The sequence below is a fragment of the Bilifractor porci genome, assembly GCF_009696005.1.
GTDB classification, from domain to species: domain Bacteria; phylum Bacillota; class Clostridia; order Lachnospirales; family Lachnospiraceae; genus Bilifractor; species Bilifractor porci.
On the sequence record NZ_VUMV01000002.1, the window covers coordinates 221,217 to 236,581 of the forward strand.

The 15,365-nt window shown below is 43.1% G+C and carries 20 protein-coding genes and 1 pseudogene; 14 read left to right on the forward strand and 7 right to left on the reverse strand.

All coding sequences use genetic code 11. The annotated features are described in order from the left end of the window. Positions 1-134 precede the first annotated feature (134 nt). From FYJ60_RS03795 to istA, 6 genes and pseudogenes are all read right to left on the reverse strand, one after another. Positions 135-1,577, reverse strand: a pseudogene (locus FYJ60_RS03795) (DNA polymerase); the annotation flags it as partial. 74 nt (positions 1,578-1,651) lie between these two features. Next, on the reverse strand, positions 1,652-1,915 hold the full coding sequence (locus tag FYJ60_RS03800; RefSeq protein WP_154457241.1) for a hypothetical protein: 264 nt from the start codon (positions 1,913-1,915) through the stop codon (positions 1,652-1,654). Between the two features lie 18 nt (positions 1,916-1,933). Beyond that, positions 1,934-2,494, reverse strand: coding sequence for a DUF2815 family protein (locus FYJ60_RS03805; RefSeq protein ID WP_154457242.1), 561 nt, complete (start codon positions 2,492-2,494; stop codon positions 1,934-1,936). Positions 2,495-2,496: 2 nt separating this feature from the next. Next, complete coding sequence (locus FYJ60_RS03810) at positions 2,497-3,345, reverse strand: DUF2800 domain-containing protein (RefSeq protein WP_330579113.1); 849 nt, start codon at positions 3,343-3,345, stop codon at positions 2,497-2,499. 49 nt (positions 3,346-3,394) lie between these two features. Next, the gene (gene istB / locus FYJ60_RS03815) at positions 3,395-4,156 is read right to left on the reverse strand and encodes an IS21-like element helper ATPase IstB (protein WP_154457243.1); all 762 of its coding nucleotides are present in this window, start codon (positions 4,154-4,156) and stop codon (positions 3,395-3,397) included. Then, the gene (gene istA / locus FYJ60_RS03820) at positions 4,149-5,432 is read right to left on the reverse strand and encodes an IS21 family transposase (RefSeq protein ID WP_154457244.1); all 1,284 of its coding nucleotides are present in this window, start codon (positions 5,430-5,432) and stop codon (positions 4,149-4,151) included. The genes istB and istA overlap by 8 nt, the downstream gene beginning before the upstream one ends. Positions 5,433-5,524: 92 nt before the next feature. Here istA and FYJ60_RS12585 point away from each other — a divergent pair, with 92 nt between their 5' ends. The 5 genes from FYJ60_RS12585 (at position 5,525) to FYJ60_RS03845 (ending at position 10,593) form a co-directional block, all read left to right on the forward strand. Then, positions 5,525-6,130 carry a group II intron maturase-specific domain-containing protein gene (locus FYJ60_RS12585; RefSeq protein ID WP_330579101.1) on the forward strand — a complete coding sequence of 202 codons (606 nt, stop codon included), beginning with the start codon at positions 5,525-5,527 and terminating at the stop codon, positions 6,128-6,130. Positions 6,131-6,358: 228 nt separating this feature from the next. After that, on the forward strand, positions 6,359-7,270 hold the full coding sequence (locus FYJ60_RS03830; protein ID WP_154457245.1) for an ABC transporter ATP-binding protein: 912 nt from the start codon (positions 6,359-6,361) through the stop codon (positions 7,268-7,270). Further along, a complete protein-coding gene (locus FYJ60_RS03835; RefSeq protein WP_154457246.1) occupies positions 7,270-8,169 on the forward strand; it encodes an ABC transporter permease in 900 nt (299 codons plus the stop codon). Before FYJ60_RS03830 ends, FYJ60_RS03835 begins: the two co-directional genes overlap by 1 nt. Positions 8,170-8,285: 116 nt before the next feature. Beyond that, positions 8,286-8,990, forward strand: a complete 705-nt coding sequence (locus FYJ60_RS03840; protein ID WP_154457247.1) for an ABC transporter ATP-binding protein — start codon at positions 8,286-8,288, stop codon at positions 8,988-8,990. A 1-nt stretch (position 8,991) separates the two neighbouring features. Further along, entirely contained in the window at positions 8,992-10,593 is a 1,602-nt protein-coding gene (locus tag FYJ60_RS03845) for a hypothetical protein (protein ID WP_154457248.1), read from the forward strand. A 107-nt stretch (positions 10,594-10,700) separates the two neighbouring features. On the opposite strand, the gene FYJ60_RS03850 is transcribed toward FYJ60_RS03845, so the two are convergent. After that, the gene (locus FYJ60_RS03850) at positions 10,701-10,904 is read right to left on the reverse strand and encodes a hypothetical protein (protein ID WP_154457249.1); all 204 of its coding nucleotides are present in this window, start codon (positions 10,902-10,904) and stop codon (positions 10,701-10,703) included. A 430-nt stretch (positions 10,905-11,334) separates the two neighbouring features. Between FYJ60_RS03850 and FYJ60_RS03855 the strand changes: the two genes are divergently transcribed. The 9 genes from FYJ60_RS03855 to FYJ60_RS03895 all read left to right on the forward strand — a co-directional run bounded on the left by FYJ60_RS03855 (position 11,335) and on the right by FYJ60_RS03895 (position 15,336). Further along, positions 11,335-11,550 carry a PF20097 family protein gene (locus FYJ60_RS03855; RefSeq protein ID WP_154457250.1) on the forward strand — a complete coding sequence of 72 codons (216 nt, stop codon included), beginning with the start codon at positions 11,335-11,337 and terminating at the stop codon, positions 11,548-11,550. Between the two features lie 74 nt (positions 11,551-11,624). Further along, on the forward strand, positions 11,625-12,065 hold the full coding sequence (locus tag FYJ60_RS03860; protein WP_154457251.1) for a LytTR family DNA-binding domain-containing protein: 441 nt from the start codon (positions 11,625-11,627) through the stop codon (positions 12,063-12,065). 3 nt (positions 12,066-12,068) lie between these two features. After that, positions 12,069-12,707 (forward strand): TetR/AcrR family transcriptional regulator, encoded by a 639-nt coding sequence (locus FYJ60_RS03865; protein ID WP_154457252.1) that lies wholly within the window; start codon positions 12,069-12,071, stop codon positions 12,705-12,707. Beyond that, the gene (locus tag FYJ60_RS03870) at positions 12,697-12,876 is read left to right on the forward strand and encodes a cysteine-rich KTR domain-containing protein (RefSeq protein WP_066564161.1); all 180 of its coding nucleotides are present in this window, start codon (positions 12,697-12,699) and stop codon (positions 12,874-12,876) included. Before FYJ60_RS03865 ends, FYJ60_RS03870 begins: the two co-directional genes overlap by 11 nt. Before the next feature lie 198 nt (positions 12,877-13,074). Further along, positions 13,075-13,593, forward strand: coding sequence for a flavodoxin domain-containing protein (locus FYJ60_RS03875; RefSeq protein ID WP_154457253.1), 519 nt, complete (start codon positions 13,075-13,077; stop codon positions 13,591-13,593). Positions 13,594-13,595: 2 nt separating this feature from the next. After that, the gene (locus tag FYJ60_RS12825; RefSeq protein ID WP_334296176.1) at positions 13,596-13,697 is read left to right on the forward strand and encodes a VOC family protein; all 102 of its coding nucleotides are present in this window, start codon (positions 13,596-13,598) and stop codon (positions 13,695-13,697) included. 17 nt (positions 13,698-13,714) lie between these two features. Continuing rightward, positions 13,715-14,131 carry a hypothetical protein gene (locus FYJ60_RS03885; protein ID WP_154457254.1) on the forward strand — a complete coding sequence of 139 codons (417 nt, stop codon included), beginning with the start codon at positions 13,715-13,717 and terminating at the stop codon, positions 14,129-14,131. A gap of 76 nt (positions 14,132-14,207) precedes the next feature. Further along, entirely contained in the window at positions 14,208-14,519 is a 312-nt protein-coding gene (locus FYJ60_RS03890; protein ID WP_154457255.1) for a GNAT family N-acetyltransferase, read from the forward strand. A gap of 22 nt (positions 14,520-14,541) precedes the next feature. Beyond that, positions 14,542-15,336 carry a hypothetical protein gene (locus tag FYJ60_RS03895; RefSeq protein ID WP_205838950.1) on the forward strand — a complete coding sequence of 265 codons (795 nt, stop codon included), beginning with the start codon at positions 14,542-14,544 and terminating at the stop codon, positions 15,334-15,336. The last annotated feature ends 29 nt before the right edge of the window (positions 15,337-15,365 follow it).

Below are 15,365 nucleotides of genomic sequence, written 5' to 3' on the forward strand. Positions count from 1 at the left end.
AGAAAAGCTTCCGAGCTTTCATCCCCAGGACATGCTCGTTGGTCTCATCGGCGCATTGATTGTCCGTGGAATTGTTTACTACCGGAGTAAAAATGCGAAGAAGTACCGGCAGGGCGTGGAATACGGGTCCGCCAGATGTCGAGCGCTCCCATCGCCTTCAGAGCGCCGACGGAGCCGCCATAGCCGCAGGCGAGAACCGCGATCTTACCTTTCTGCCGGAGCTCACCGTTGACGCCGTGTTTGACGACCGGCTTATGGAACATCGCTGATGCCGTAGCACAATAGATATCTTCTCCTCTGGCAAAGGAGTCCATCGTATGCTGTTCACCAGAGAGATAAGCCAGGACTCTTGCCTCGATGGAAGAGAAGTCGCTGACGATGAATTTCATGCCAGGACGGGGAATAAAAGCAGTCCGGATCAGCTCGGACAGAACGTTCGGAACGGAATCATAGAGAAGATCAAGAGAGTCATAGTCACCGTTTTTTACGAGGGCTCTTGCCTCCGCCAGATCCGGCATGTGGTTCTGAGGAAGGTTCTGTAACTGAATCAGCCGCCCGGAGAATCGTCCACTGCGGTTTGCCCCATAGAACTGGAACATTCCTCTTGCTCTGTGGTCCCGACAGGCAGCGTTCTGCATGGCCTGATACTTCTTTACCGAGGATTTGGCAATCTGCTGACGGAGCATTAACACTTCCTTCAGATCATCCGGAGCAGTTTCCAGAAGGGATGCCACAGCCTTCTTGCCAAGGGTATCTGTCTTAAGGCCGTGGGCACTCAGCCAGTCCTTCATCTGCACGACAGAGTTCGGATTGGAAAGACCGGTCAGCTTTTTGAGCTTCTCGGTAAGAGAGGCTCTTGACCGGCTGTCAATTGCAATGGCCTGTTCTGCCATCTCAAGGTCTACAAGAATGCCCCTGTCGTTGATCTCCTGATCGATGTGGTATTCCTCCCAGACCGATTCCGGGACAGGGAAGTTACGCAGGTGCTTTTTGATGGACATTTCCACCTCGACATCGCGGCGGTTGTATTTCTTAAAGACCTCCCATTTATCCGGTGCGTCAGAGGGGAGATTCCTTGTTCTGCCGCCGTTCGTCTTTGTCGGCTTGCACGGAGTGCAGAAGTAGCGGAGGAGTTCCTTGCCTTCTGCCATTTTCTGTTCTTCGAGATCTAATGCCTCGCCGACGCCTTTCAGAGAGAGGGGAAGGCCAAGATAGGCAGACCAGATCATGGAACAGCGCCAGGATGCCGGGTCGAGGTAATTTCGGACGCTGTCTTCCGGAATACTGTAGGTGACAAAGCGCTCCGGGTAATATTTTCTAAGATATGCGGAAAGACAGATCCGCTCAAAGCTTGCATTAAATGCCCACTTTGTCACTGTTTCGTCTGTTAGTGCGTCCAGAACATCTTCAGGAACAGTATCGCCGGCAGTCAGATCCAGGACGGTTACCGGATCATCATCTCTGGCAAATCCGAAGAGAAGAATCTCAAAGGCCGGACTTTCCGTGTACCGGTACACGCCGGACTTGTTCAGATCGACGTCTGAGAATGTTTCGAGATCGATACTAAGTGATTTCATAATGTGTCTCCATAAAAAATGAGCGGCGGGAATTCTGCCTCCCGCCGCCGTTACATGTTTCCGTTATTCAGTTGTCAGTGTTTCAGATCTTCGAGAGAAGCCATGCGCCTTTCGTGGTATTCTTTATCCCACTGCTGCTTTTGCGCTGCGAATTCCTTGTCACGCTCTGCGGCGGCTGCCTGATTTTTCATCTTCTGATCGTGCGGTTCCTTCTCATACGTATCGTCGCGCTTGGTATTCCGGATGGAGATCACGACCATAGGGATCGTGAGGCCCAGTCCGCCGAGCCCGAAGAGGGCGTAGATGATGTAGAGAACCGTATCAAGAATGTCTTTCATATCGCTGCCTTTCTGCTATCAGCCAAGAAAATCATCATCGCCGGTGTTATCGGAGAAGTCGGAGAAATCATCAGCAGCACTGCTATGACCACCGAGAGGCTCTCCGTCCCTGATCTTCTGAATGTTACCAAGACCACAGGCCACGCCCTTGTTTCCGTTGGAGTTGAAAGCGTAGAAAGTGACAGATACCCTTGCATAGCAGCCGCTGTAAACTTCGCTGCGATCAAGAATCGGCTGAACATGAGCATCAACGATCTGGGGCGGAGTGGTGCTGTTGGCATTGACGAAGAAGCTGTCCTTGTAGGCCTCGTCATCACGCTCAATATCACCGTCGCGGAGAGGAAGCTTGATCGCAGCCTTGTTCGGCTTCTTGCCGCCGAACTTGCTGATACCGTCCTCGATAGCGGCATCGACGGCCTTGTTGATGGCGTCAATCGTCTTCTTGTCGGACTTCGGGATGATCAGCGAAACGCTGTACTTTTCCTTGCCTCCGTTGATGGACTTCGGTTCCCATACATTTGCATAAGAGAGTCTTACGATACCGGTTACGACTTTTGTGGGATTCTGATTGGTTGACATAATTAAATTTCCTCCTTGAATTCATCATGAACATCATTTGCTATTAATTCCGGCCTCTTGTCCGTTCTCGGCACGAGTGTCGGTTTGCCCGGCGGCTTCATCACAAGTCCGCCAAGGACTTCATGGAACGTTTTCTTACCCATCAGGCGTTCCATTTCCGTGATAGGGATGAGGCTTCTCCTGTAAATGTCGGTATAGCCGGCATTCTTCGCGGCCTCTGATACAGCCTGCTCATCTGTATACTTTCTCTTTGAGCGTCCCTCGACCAGTTTGTAGGTTCTCCACTTCTTTCCATGCTCGGCTGCTTCATCTGTGGCATACTGCATCAGATCTTCAGCCCATTTCATCAGTGGATCGAGATCGGGAAGGATCTCATCAATCTCTTCATCCGAGAGGAGGGGTGGCTTCTGGAATTCGTACTTTGCGAGAGCGAGCTGCTTTTCGGCTCTTGCACGGCACTTGACTGCTGCTTTGCAAAAGCGGCACCAGTCGCCGGAGCAGTAATCGCCGAGTCCTTCATTGGCCAGAGCAACTTTAGGTTTTAAGACTTCATCTGCCCATTCCCTGAGGTGTGATACCGTGGTGTTCCAAGTCGAAATATTGTCTCGTCTCGGCTGGAAGATGGTCAGCGATACTTCCTCGAAGTTGTACAGATCTCCGAAGAGATCCAGTGCGCCGAGTGCATAGAGCATCATCTGCGGGTTTTCTTCTGACTCCACGAGCACTCCCTGACCGTACTTCAGATCAATGACATGCATCCTGTTATCGGAAACAATGATGCAGTCGCTGGTCCCGAAGCCATGCGGAATGTAAGCTGAAAGGTCAAGTTCGATCTCCGTGTAAGCCTGTATTAACTGTCAAGTAGAAATGTACAAAAAATCCTAAATAAAAATGTACAGTTTACGGTGATGGTTCCTCCTGTTCAAAGTCCTTCAACCGATAGGATTTTCCTGTGATCGATACGACATGGGAATGATGTAGAACACGGTTCAGGATTGCATCTGCTACGACTGCATCATAAAAAACGCTGTCCCAATCTCCGAAGTTGATATTTGTCGTCAGGATCGTACTTTTCTTCTCATAACGCATATCGATCAGTTGGAAAAACAGGTTGGAATCCTCCTTGTCAATCGGAAGGTACCCGATTTCATCAATAATCAAAAGCTTGTAGTGGTTGAAATGCTTCAGCCTCGCTTCCAGACGATTCTCCAGCTTTGCTTTTTTCAATTGCTGCAGAAGATCGCTGCATTTGATGAAATAGGTGATGTTATGGTGTTTTGCAGCAGCAACCCCGATGGATGTTGCCAGATGCGTCTTACCAACTCCGCTCGATCCGAGAAAGACGATATTCTCCGCCTTCTCCATAAATCCAAGGGTGCAGAATTCCTGCATCTGGGCTTCGCTCACGGAAGGTTGGAAGCTGAAGTCAAAATCCGAAAGTGTCTTTACGAACGGAAATGCCGCCGCATGAATCGTACTTTGTGCTGCAGATTGTTCCTTGAAGTCCACTTCATAATTCGTTAGTTTTAAGAGCCCCTCCGTAAAAGAAAGATTCTTTGTTCCCACATCTCCGGCGACTTCTTCCAGATGGAGTTCCATCTGGTTCAGCCGGAGTGTTCCAAGGTTCTGTATCGTCTGTTTGTAGATACTGCTGTTATTCATACACTGCTCCTAACGCCCTGAGATTTTCCTTTGCTCGTGCTGCGATATTTTCTTCTGCAAACGAATGCGTTCTGCAAATGAGATCCCGGTAATGGTCCTCTTGATAGTTGATTTTCTTTTCCGACAAAGGCTGCAGTGCGATGCGTTTCATGTTACAATACACATGGATGTAGTCATCGTAAACCTGCAGGGTAACGCTTTTGCCAATGTATTCCGGCGGTACGGAATACTGCTTTCCGCGGTAGCGGAAGAGGCTGGCGTTGTCTATGCGGACTTTATGATCGACCAGCTGATAGGGATTTCTGATGGTCTGCTGCGGTAACGGGCCGAAGGAATCCTTTTCTTTTTTCAGATACATCAACGGAATCTTTCCGGTTCCGGGGTGTACTTTCGAGTTTTCCCTGTTGTTGATCTTTGCCAGAAGTTCCACGAATCCAAGGTAAGTCAGCCGACCATTGTATGCACGGAGTTCATCGAGAATCCGCATCGGAGATTCCACTTTTCCTTTTGTCTTTGGCGTGGCGGCAATACATGGCTGGACACGGAATCCATAATCATCGGCGAACTGCTGGAAGCGAATATTTATTTTTCCTTTCGAGCCTCTTGTCCTTGGCTGATCCATGATCGTTTTCATGTTATCTGTCACAATCTCTTCCGGCACACCGCCAAACACCGTAAACGCGTCATCCAGGCAGAAGAAAAGTACATCCTGTGACTTTGTTGGTACCATCCGGTAAATGCGGTATCTGGAGAAGGAAAGAAGCAGGACAAAGATGTTTACTTCGACCCATCCGAGATCTGTCGTTAAAAGCCTCAGGGATTCCTTCCAGTCCAGCTGTGCCTGCTTTCCCGCTGGTGTCTCATAGCGGAGATAGGCTTCTGATTTTGCCGGAAGTCTTTTACGAAAATACGCGGCGAATTCTGGTTCCCTGGAAAGGTAATAGCAAAAGTTACTGTAAGCGCCATGATAACCATGGTTATCGCACAGATACTGCCAAAGAACGCGGCGGTAATAAAAGACCTGTTCATTTTCATCCGAAAGAAGTTCTCGGATGATGTCCTTGTAAGGGGTTAGGCAGTTGCTCGATGTCCGATGCTTTGACTTATGAAATCCATTGATATATTTATCAACAGTTCTTCTGTCCACATCCAGTTCTCGGGCAATCTGGCTTTTATTAATTTTCAGGTTGGCTGATTCCATAAATAGTTTTAACTTGTATAAGTCCTCCAGTTTCTCAATTTTCAGATTCGTTGTAACAGGTGATTTGATAATCATCGCCAAGCCTCCTTTATCAGCTTTTACGATGATACCATTTGTACATTTTTATTCCGGAACTTTTGTACATATTTAATTATGACATAGCATGTGTGATAGCAGTCAGAAGCGAAGCGAGTGCAAAACGTGTCATGCGGACGGTCACGGACTGGATACAGAGGAAACTCGGGCTAAAGGTAAACACGACCAAGACCCATATCACGAGACCAACGAAGCTGAAATATCTTGGCTTCGGCTTCTACATGGACAGCAAAGCGAATGAATGGAAATGCAGACCACATCAGGATTCTGTGAAAAAGTTCAAGAGCAGACTGAAAGAGCTGACCTGTCGAAAAATGCCTGGAACGGTCACAAGTAAGATTGCCAAAATCAACCAAGTGACAAGAGGGTGGATTAACTACTACGCCCTTGGCTCCATGAAAGCAGCGATGACAGAAATTGACGCACATTTAAGGACAAGGCTTCGTGTTATCATCTGGAAACAGTGGAAAGTACCGAAGAAGCGAGAATGGGGGTTGCTTAAATTGGGAATAGACCCATACAGGGCAAAACGAACGTCACAATGGGGCGACCATTATCAATTCGTAGCCACTAAATCATGTCTGAGTCGAGCAGTATCGAAAGCTGTGCTTGCAAAAGCAGGACTCATCAGCTGTCTCGACTATTACAATGAGCGCCACGCTTTGAAGTTATGTTGAACCGCCGTATGCCGAACGGCATGTACGGTGGTGTGAGAGGGGAGAGAAAATCTCCCCTACTCGATTGTTTTAATGCATCTTGGTTCATATATTATGCATCTTAGTAATGCTCATATAGACATATAGATAAATATACGATAAAACAAAAACAGATATATAAAATCTTTATATATGTTGTTGCTTCTGCTGCTAAACATAGTAGATCAGATTGAGATAAAGGAGAACAAAATGGGATCAGATATCATAAAAATAAGTCATTTAACCAAGAACTTCGGTGATATAAAAGCTGTTAATGACCTGAATTTCAAGGTTAAAAGAGGAGAACTGTTTGCTTTCCTCGGCGTTAATGGCGCTGGAAAGAGCACAACAATTTCTATTATATGTGGTCAACTTCACAAGGATAGTGGAAGTGTGGAGATTGATGGAGTAGCTGCTGAAAAGCTGGGAAATGAGCTGGGTAAGAAACTGGGAATAGTATTTCAGGATAGTGTGCTGGATAAACCACTTACTGTAAGAGAAAACTTGAAAAGCAGGGCTGCGCTCTATGGAATCACTGGAAAGGAATTTGATGTGAGGCTTGGGGAGCTTACAGGACTTCTTGGATTTGAAGATTATATAAACAGACCTGTTGGTAAATTGTCAGGAGGACAGCGTAGAAGAATTGATATAGCCAGAGCGTTGTTTCATAAGCCTGAAATACTGATTTTGGATGAACCGACCACAGGTCTTGATCCGCAGACCAGAAGGAGAATCTGGGAAGTTATTGAAAAACTAAGAACAGATGAGAATCTTACAATTTTTCTTACAACACATTATATGGAGGAAGCTGCTAATGCGGGATATGTCGTAATCCTTGATAAAGGAAGCATAGTAGCTGAAGGAACACCATTTGAATTAAAGAGCGCCTATGTGCAGGATACAGTATCAATCTATGGTGTGACAGAAGATGAAATGAAGTCTTTGGGTATGAAGTATAAGGTAATAAAGGACGGATATCAGATAAAAATAGGAAATACCATTGAAGCAACAAAGCTTATAGTTAAACATCAGGATATATTTAGAGATTACGAGGTAGTAAAAGGCGGAATGGATGATGTATTTCTTGCGGTAACAGGCAAGGTGCTGGGAGGCGAAAACTAATGAAGGCAGTTATTTCTCTTATGAACAGGAACAGGAAATTATTTTTCAGGGATAAAGGAATGTTTTTCTCATCTCTGATTACACCTATTATTCTGATTGTGCTGTATGTCACATTTTTAGCAAAGGTCTATAAAGATTCTTTTACATCAGCATTTCCGGAAGGATTTACGATTGCGGAAAAGTTGATTGATGGGACAGTTGCATCCCAGCTAGTTGCCGCTCTCTTAGCAGTAAGCTGTGTAACAGTTACATTCTGCGTGAATCTTACAATGGTGCAGGATAAGGCGAATGGTGCAAGGAAGGATTTCAATGTTTCCCCGATAAGCCGCTCAAAGATATATCTTGGATATTTCCTTGCAACAGTACTGAATTCATTGCTGGTAAATGGGCTGGCACTTGTGATCGGACTTCTTTACATAGGAAAAATGGGCTGGTATTTAAGCTGTGTGGATGTGCTTTGGATTATCTTTGATGAGCTTCTTCTTGTGCTATTTGGAAGTACACTTTCAAGCATTATAAGCTATCCGCTTGCCACGCAGGGGCAGATGTCAGCAGTAGGAACGATTGTCAGTGCAGGCTATGGCTTTATCTGTGGAGCATATATGCCAATCTCTAATTTTGGCTCTGGATTGCAGAAAGCATTGTCATATCTTCCGGGGACTTATGGAACTTCACTTATTAAGAATCATATGCTCCGTGGCATATTTGAGGAGATGGAGAGTGAGAAACTTCCGAAGGAGCTGATAACGGCAATCAGGGAAACGTTAGACTGCAATCCGCAGTTTCATGGAAATGTAGTAAATACAACACAGATGATCGTTATTATGGCAGGCAGTATCGTGGTATTGGGAGCAGTTTTTCTTGTTATGACTTGTCTGCCGGAAAAAGAAAACAGGTAAAGAAGCATAGAAAAGCTGGAAAAAGAAGAGGCTGATAAGATTAACAGGAAAATCGAAGAACGTCGTAGAAAAAAGAACGATGAGTAAAAAAGAATTTTGAAAATGAGGAAAATGATATGTTAAGAATTGAACATCTGACAAAGAAATATGGTGATAAAACAGCAGTAGACGATTTGAATTTGCATATACAGAAGGGTGAAATCTATGGGTTTATCGGTCATAATGGAGCCGGTAAAACAACCACATTAAAGTCTGTTGTGGGAATTTTGCAGTTTGACCGGGGTGAAATTTACATAGGCGGTGAGTCCGTCAAAGAACAGCCATTGAAATGTAAGAGCAAAATTGCATATATCCCGGATAATCCCGACCTTTATGATTATATGACAGGAATCAAGTATCTGAATTTTATAGCAGATATTTTTAAGGTCAGTGCGGCGGATAGAAAAGAGCGTATTCACAAATATGCTGATTTGTTTGAAATTACAGATGAACTGGCGCAGCCGATTGCTGCATATTCACATGGAATGAAGCAGAAGCTGGCGATTATTTCAGCATGGCTTCATGAACCGGAGCTTATTATCATGGATGAACCATTTGTAGGACTTGATCCTAAGGCATCACACTTGTTAAAAGAAATGATGCGTGCGTTTTGCGATAATGGCGGAGCAATCTTTTTCTCAACGCATGTACTTGAAGTTGCAGAAAAATTATGCGACAAGGTTGCTATTATCAAAGGCGGTAAGTTAATCAGACAGGGAACTATGGATGAGGTCAAGGGAGATGAGTCTCTGGAAGATGTATTCCTGGAATTGGAGAAGTAGGATGTTAAAGCTTTTAGTAAAAAAACAACTGAGTGAAATTTTTCGTGTATATTTTTACAATGCGAAGAAGAATAAAGCCCGTTCTAAGGTGTCCACAATCATGTTTATGATATGGTTTGCGGTTATTATGATAGGAGTTCTTGGGGGCATATTTACGATGCTTTCAAGAAAATTATGTGCACCAATGGCGGCACTCGATATGGGATGGATGTATTATGCGCTTATGGGGCTTCTTGCAATTTTACTTGGTACATTTGGCAGTGTATTTAACACATTTTCCGGTCTGTATCTGGCAAAGGATAATGATCTGCTTTTGTCCATGCCAATTCCGGTATCAGCAATTGTTGCATCACGACTGCTTAGTGTTTACATTTTGGGACTGATGTACTCGGCAGTCGTAATTATCCCGGCGTGGATTGTGTATATGGTGACAGCTGGAGTTAATACGCAGAACATATTTGGTGGAATTATTCTTACACTGTTGATTTCTGTATTTGTTATGACGCTGTCCTGCTTGCTTGGATATGTTGTTGCAAAAGTAAGCCTGAAATTAAAGCATAAAAGCATGATTACGGTATTGGTATCGCTTTTATTTATCGGTGCTTATTATTTCTTCTATTTCAAGGCACGGAATATGATTACAGACCTGCTTACCAACCTGACTGTGTATGGAGAAAAGATCAAGGGTTCTGCATATCTGCTCTTTACCTTTGGTAGTGTTGGCGCAGGAGATATGCAATCTTCTCTTATAATGATTGCATTGGTTACAGTTCTGTTTTTAGCGATGTGGTTTTTGATATCAAAAAGCTTCTTACAGGTGGCAATATCCACTGGCAAAGTCGGCAAAGTGAAATATCGCAGAAAGACTATGATACAGGAAAGCGTATCGAAAGCACTGCTATTAAGGGAGTTTAAACATTTTACATCAAGTTCTGGATATATGTTAAACAGTGGACTTGGCGTGTTCCTGATGCCTGTATGTGCGGCTGGACTTTTATGGAAGGGAAGAAAGCTGTTTACAATGCTGAATGGCATGTTTGGAAGTCAGGATGGAAGTGTTCTGCTGCTGATTACGGTCATGCTTTGTGGTCTTATATCCATGAATATTATGACGGCACCTTCGATATCTTTGGAGGGTAAAAGTCTGTGGATTGCACAGTCTCTTCCTGTGACACCATGGCAGGTACTTCGCGCGAAACTGGATATGCAGCTTATTTTAAATAGTATACCTGCGATGCTTTGCATGATTTGTACAGCAGTAGTCTGCCCATTTAAAATCGGACAGTTTGTAATGATGATCCTGCAGGTACTATCCTATGTGTTTGTCATGGCAGTATTTGGTTTATTTATGGGAGTGATAAAGCCGGTGCTTACCTGGACAAATGAGCTTACACCGATAAAGCAGAGTGCTTCTGTGATGATAACACTGTTTGGCGGATTCGGATATACAGCACTTCTGTTTATCGGATATATGGCGCTGCCGGGTTATACATTGGGATATATGCGCTATATCGGAATTTTTATAGCAGTAAATGTTGTGGCTGGTCTGACATTGTATATTTGGCTTAAAACAAAAGGCTGTGATAGATTTGCAGAACTTTGATAACGGAAACAAAAGTAGGAAATTATGAAATAAAAGTCAAGTAATAAACAATACTGAAAGAGGCTGCTTATATTAGCATTTCCAATCATCATGTGGATGTTGTTTACTCAGATTTTTGGAACGATTTGGATCGTGAGTGTAGCATCGGTCTTAGTATTTATTTGTAAATTGGGAATTTTAGGAGTGTTTCTGGCAGTTCTATTGGATGAAGGTGTCAGGGTTCTGATTAATTTTTGGAAATATTCAAGAATCGTAAAGAAGTGGAGAGAATAGTAAAGCTCTGCGTCTAAAGCGTCACTGTATCTGTCCATTTTACCATCCTTACTGTTTATAGAAAGTGCAGTGGTGTGTGGTAATCTTCAACTATTGATATTCGCAGTGCTTTTTGCACCATGTCATATACTGATAGGCTATATGAATGCGATAATGAAATAAACACTTGACAAGTTACCAAGCGGTTACTATAATATGAAGTAACCAAAAGGTAACTTATAATATTATAAGACAGACGCAAAGACGCAGTGCTTATTTTCCTGATGTGGATTTTAAGTGCTGCTTTTTTTAAGAAAAATGAGAGAGACTATTCAGAGCCAACCTCCAAAATGCTGCGCATTTCGTCGGTGTGGCGTATCCGTCAAATAGATTTTCAGAAATAATTGTTCGTTCATGCAAGCATGACTCACAATTTTTCTGGAAATCTGCTTGGCTCTGAACAGTTACAACTTGATGGAGGAATCAAGAATGGTTTGTACAAAATGTGGTAAAGAAATGAGAAAAGGATATTTATTTGCAAGCAAAGATGGAGCATTCAGTTTTGCTAATGAGGTGCCGGGTGTATTTGAGAAGGCAGACAAAGCGGATGGATTTATAGAGATTACTTCTTTAAAGCCGGGGCATCGGACAAGTATAGCGGCTGAGTGCTGTGAGGAATGTCGCTTGCTGGTAATTGGGTATTAGGAGCATTCATATAAGCTGTTTCCTTATATTTGTCAGGAAACTGCTACAATAACATATTTATATGGAGAAAGCAGATGAAAGTATCAGTCATTCGTCCTTCTTCGTATGAGGAGGATGAAATAATATTCAGGTGTCATACCTTATCAGATGACATGGACAGGTTAATACATAGATTAAGGTATGGTGAAATAAAGTTTACCGGATATGATGAGCATGGAATCAGTACGATTGTAGCATCGGATATCTATTATTTTGAGACGGTGGATAACAAAGTATTCGCTTATTGCAGGCAAAGTGTTTATGAGGTTAAGGAAAGACTATATCAGCTAGAAGATGTGATAGAAGAACTTCCATTCATGAGGATTTCAAAGTCCATGATTGTAAATATTGAAAAAATCCTGCATATTTCGCCGGCACTTGGTGGCAGATTTGAAGCAGTGTTGGAAAATGATGAGAAAGTAATTATTTCGAGGCTGTATGTGCCAATTTTAAAAAATAAATTAGGAGTGAGGTAAGTGATGAGTATCAGAGAGAAGAATACAAAGGAAAGAATTTTAGACGAAGCATTAAAGCTGTTTGCCCAGAGTGGTTATATGGGAACTTCCATGAATGATATTGCCGACAGGATGGGAGTGACGAAAGCAGCTCTATATAAGCACTATAAGAGCAAGCAGGAAATCTTAGACAGCATTGTGGAGAAAATGAACCGGATGGATCAGGAAAGAGTGAAGAAATATGATATGCCGGAAGGAAATATGAAAGAAGTGGTGGAGGGCTACCGGTCTACAGCACTTGATAAGATTAAAGAATTTACGAAGGTGCAGTTTTTACACTGGACGCAGGAAGAATTTCCGTGCTGTTTTCGTAAAATGCTGACATTGGAGCAGTACAGAGATCCGGAAATGGCAAAGCTGTATCAAAACTACCTGTCAGGTGGTCCACTTGCATATATAGAAAATGTGTTTCAGGGACTGACGGAGCATAAGGAGGAAGCGGGACAAATTGCATTGGAATTTTACGGACCGATTTTTTTGCTTTACAGCATTTATGATGGAGCTGAGGATAAGGAAAGAATTATTGAGCTGGTTGAACAGCACGTGAACCGTTTTTCTGAGCAATTTATGGATAAGAAAGAAGGGATGGCAGATGCAAAATGAGAATCAAAATGGGAAGCAGGAATGGGTGTACTGCCCGGTCTGTGGAAATAAAACCAGACTGAGACTTCGGGAAGATACGGTTCTTACGCATTTTCCGCTATTTTGTCCGAAATGTAAAAAAGAAAGTCTGATAGATGCAAAGGAATATGTGGTAAAAGCAATTAAATAAAGTTATCGGATTTTGAGCCAGACGCTAAGACGCAGTGCGGATTGTGAGTAATACTACAATTCACATTGCGTTTTATTTACGCGAGCAACGAGCCAAAGTCCGTGCTTGCACGAGACCTTGGCGACTGCCGCGATAACTTGAGAAACTCGCGAAGCGTGTTTCTCATAGTTTATACGCATGAACAAGGAGGAAAGAAAAATGAGAGCAATCATTTATACATCAAATACAGGAAGCACAGCTAAATATGCAAAGCTGTTGTCACATCAGATTTGTGTTCCGTCATATAGCATGGAGGAAGCAAAAACAAAGGTGAAGCCGGGAGCAGAAATCATTTATATGGGATGGATTATGGCAGGAAAAATCAAAGGATATCCGGAAGCTGCCAGAAAGTACAATATCCAGGCAGTATGCGGTGTTGGCATGGGGCAGACCGGAACACAGCTTGTTGAGGTCAGAACGAAAAATAAAGTGCCACAGAGAATTCCACTTTTTACACTGCAGGGAACCTTTGATATCAGAAAACTTCATGGTGTTTACAAAATGATGATGAATGTCATGGTAAAGACCGCCGGAAAAGCATTGGCGGATAAATCCGACAGGACACCGGAGGAGGATGATATGCTGGATATGATGCTGAATGGTTCAGAGCGTGTGAAAGCCGAGAATCTGAAACACATAATTGAATGGTATGACATAGCAGAACGAGGGGAAAATTAAATATGAAAATAGAACATATTGCTATGTATGTGAATGATTTGGAAAGAACAAAAGATTTCTTCACAAAGTATATTGAAGGAAATCTGATAGAAATCACTGAGTAGAAAAGAGGTAAATATCGATGAAATTATATTTTGGTAATACAGTAACGACAGTTACAACAATTATGATTCTTGTATTGCTAGGTTTTATTGGAGAATCCATAGCAAACCGGACAAACATCAATTACTGGGGACGCAGAAGTCTGTTCCTTCTGGCATATGGACTTACGATATGCTGCTTTGCAGCTGCAAGGGATGGGCTTGACAAGACAATTCAGAACACGATTGACGGAAGCTGTGCACCGGGGGTATTTCCGCTTATCAGCATCCCGAATCTGATTGGCTGCGTTGGAGCTGCAATTATAATCATTGCAGCTATTGCAACACCGATAGCAAAGTCGCAGCAAATGAGACAGATTTGGTTTTATGTGATGTCCGGCGGAGTAATGTTGAAGATTCTTGTAATGGAAGTGGCAAGAATTATTGTCAGAGTATAGTAATTTTATTGTGTTAAATAAATAGGGAAAGTGACTATGAGCAATATCATTATTTTGGCAGGAAGCGAGCGAAAGGATGGCAATACAGACATGCTGGTTGATGCTTTCAAAAAAGGTGCCGCAAACTGTAAAAGTAATTACGGAATGGGCTCTATCGATGGAAGGAGTCTGTGCTGTAGAAGCAGAGACAGATCCGGAAAATGTGGCATCGCAGAATGTTTTAAGGAGAGCCGGTTTTGTGAAGAATGGAGTAATTGGAGAAGAAGGTCCCAGATTTGTTTACAGAGGAAAAGAAAATGAAAATCCTCAGAGCTATTCATTCTGGAGAAAGAATGGATTTTATGTGATAAGCGAAAATGAATATATTGTGATGGAACAATTGTTATAACAGGGAAATGGAGAAAAATAATATGAAGAAATTAAATGGGGTATTAATTGCAGTAGCAATGTCGCTCGCATTGTGTGCGTGTGGAACAGAAGCAACAGGCTCTATGAGCATTATGGAGACAGGTGAACAGCAGACTGTGAAACAGAATACTGGCACTGAACAGGCTGATACAGAAGAAAATTCGTTAAAACAGGATACTGAGAAAACTACATCAGAAATTTCTGAATCTCAGCAGACACAGACAAAAAAGCTATCCTATTTGGAGCTTGACAAGGTATTAAATGAAATCAACACAGAAATTAAGCAGGGAACAGCCGGAAGCGGCTCAACCTCAATAAAAGTTGCAGCACACTTATTAAATTGGGGTGTAGGAACCAGCATGACAACAGATGAGATAAAGGAGGAGACTGTAAACTGGCTTTCTGATAAAGGAAATTCTGAACAGGTGGAGTTTTCAAACAAGCTGGCATCTGTTTACGAAGCATATAACAGGCTGCTTGGAAGTGATGCGAAGCAGTTACTTGAAAGTGCCGGTTGTGATGATGCAGCATATCCATGGAGCGATTCTCCTGTAGAAACGATAGAGGCAATCGTAGAAGTGGTGCAGCTTCCGGATGAAGCAAATGAGATAGGCTCAAGCGTAGATCCTTCTTGGGAGGATGTTGTAGAACTTGTAAATTTAAGAGGAGATGAGACGACCGTATATTTACTTGCGGATGGTCGATATATGGATAGGACAAATGCTGTGTACATTTTTGACGGAGCTGATACATGGACGGATGAGTCTGGGGTGGAGTGGAATAAGGCTGTTAGATAGTATGTTAATATGCGTTGCTTGTGGCAATG

Excerpts from the sequence above, each read along its gene's own strand:
- FYJ60_RS03855 (WP_154457250.1), top strand. The coding sequence starts at position 11,335 with ATGGTTTGTACAAAATGTGGTAAAGAAATGAGAAAAGGATATTTATTT.
- FYJ60_RS03845 (WP_154457248.1), top strand. The coding sequence starts at position 8,992 with ATGTTAAAGCTTTTAGTAAAAAAACAACTGAGTGAAATTTTTCGTGTA.
- FYJ60_RS03850 (WP_154457249.1), bottom strand. The coding sequence starts at position 10,904 with ATGGACAGATACAGTGACGCTTTAGACGCAGAGCTTTACTATTCTCTC.
- FYJ60_RS03860 (WP_154457251.1), top strand. The coding sequence starts at position 11,625 with ATGAAAGTATCAGTCATTCGTCCTTCTTCGTATGAGGAGGATGAAATA.
- FYJ60_RS03830 (WP_154457245.1), top strand. The coding sequence starts at position 6,359 with ATGGGATCAGATATCATAAAAATAAGTCATTTAACCAAGAACTTCGGT.
- istA (WP_154457244.1), bottom strand. The coding sequence starts at position 5,432 with ATGATTATCAAATCACCTGTTACAACGAATCTGAAAATTGAGAAACTG.
- FYJ60_RS03885 (WP_154457254.1), top strand. The coding sequence starts at position 13,715 with ATGAAATTATATTTTGGTAATACAGTAACGACAGTTACAACAATTATG.
- FYJ60_RS03875 (WP_154457253.1), top strand. The coding sequence starts at position 13,075 with ATGAGAGCAATCATTTATACATCAAATACAGGAAGCACAGCTAAATAT.
- FYJ60_RS03800 (WP_154457241.1), bottom strand. The coding sequence starts at position 1,915 with ATGAAAGACATTCTTGATACGGTTCTCTACATCATCTACGCCCTCTTC.
- FYJ60_RS03870 (WP_066564161.1), top strand. The coding sequence starts at position 12,697 with ATGCAAAATGAGAATCAAAATGGGAAGCAGGAATGGGTGTACTGCCCG.
- FYJ60_RS03895 (WP_205838950.1), top strand. The coding sequence starts at position 14,542 with ATGAAGAAATTAAATGGGGTATTAATTGCAGTAGCAATGTCGCTCGCA.
- FYJ60_RS03840 (WP_154457247.1), top strand. The coding sequence starts at position 8,286 with ATGTTAAGAATTGAACATCTGACAAAGAAATATGGTGATAAAACAGCA.
- FYJ60_RS12825 (WP_334296176.1), top strand. The coding sequence starts at position 13,596 with ATGAAAATAGAACATATTGCTATGTATGTGAATGATTTGGAAAGAACA.
- FYJ60_RS03890 (WP_154457255.1), top strand. The coding sequence starts at position 14,208 with ATGGCAATACAGACATGCTGGTTGATGCTTTCAAAAAAGGTGCCGCAA.
- FYJ60_RS03835 (WP_154457246.1), top strand. The coding sequence starts at position 7,270 with ATGAAGGCAGTTATTTCTCTTATGAACAGGAACAGGAAATTATTTTTC.
- FYJ60_RS03805 (WP_154457242.1), bottom strand. The coding sequence starts at position 2,494 with ATGTCAACCAATCAGAATCCCACAAAAGTCGTAACCGGTATCGTAAGA.
- FYJ60_RS03865 (WP_154457252.1), top strand. The coding sequence starts at position 12,069 with ATGAGTATCAGAGAGAAGAATACAAAGGAAAGAATTTTAGACGAAGCA.
- istB (WP_154457243.1), bottom strand. The coding sequence starts at position 4,156 with ATGAATAACAGCAGTATCTACAAACAGACGATACAGAACCTTGGAACA.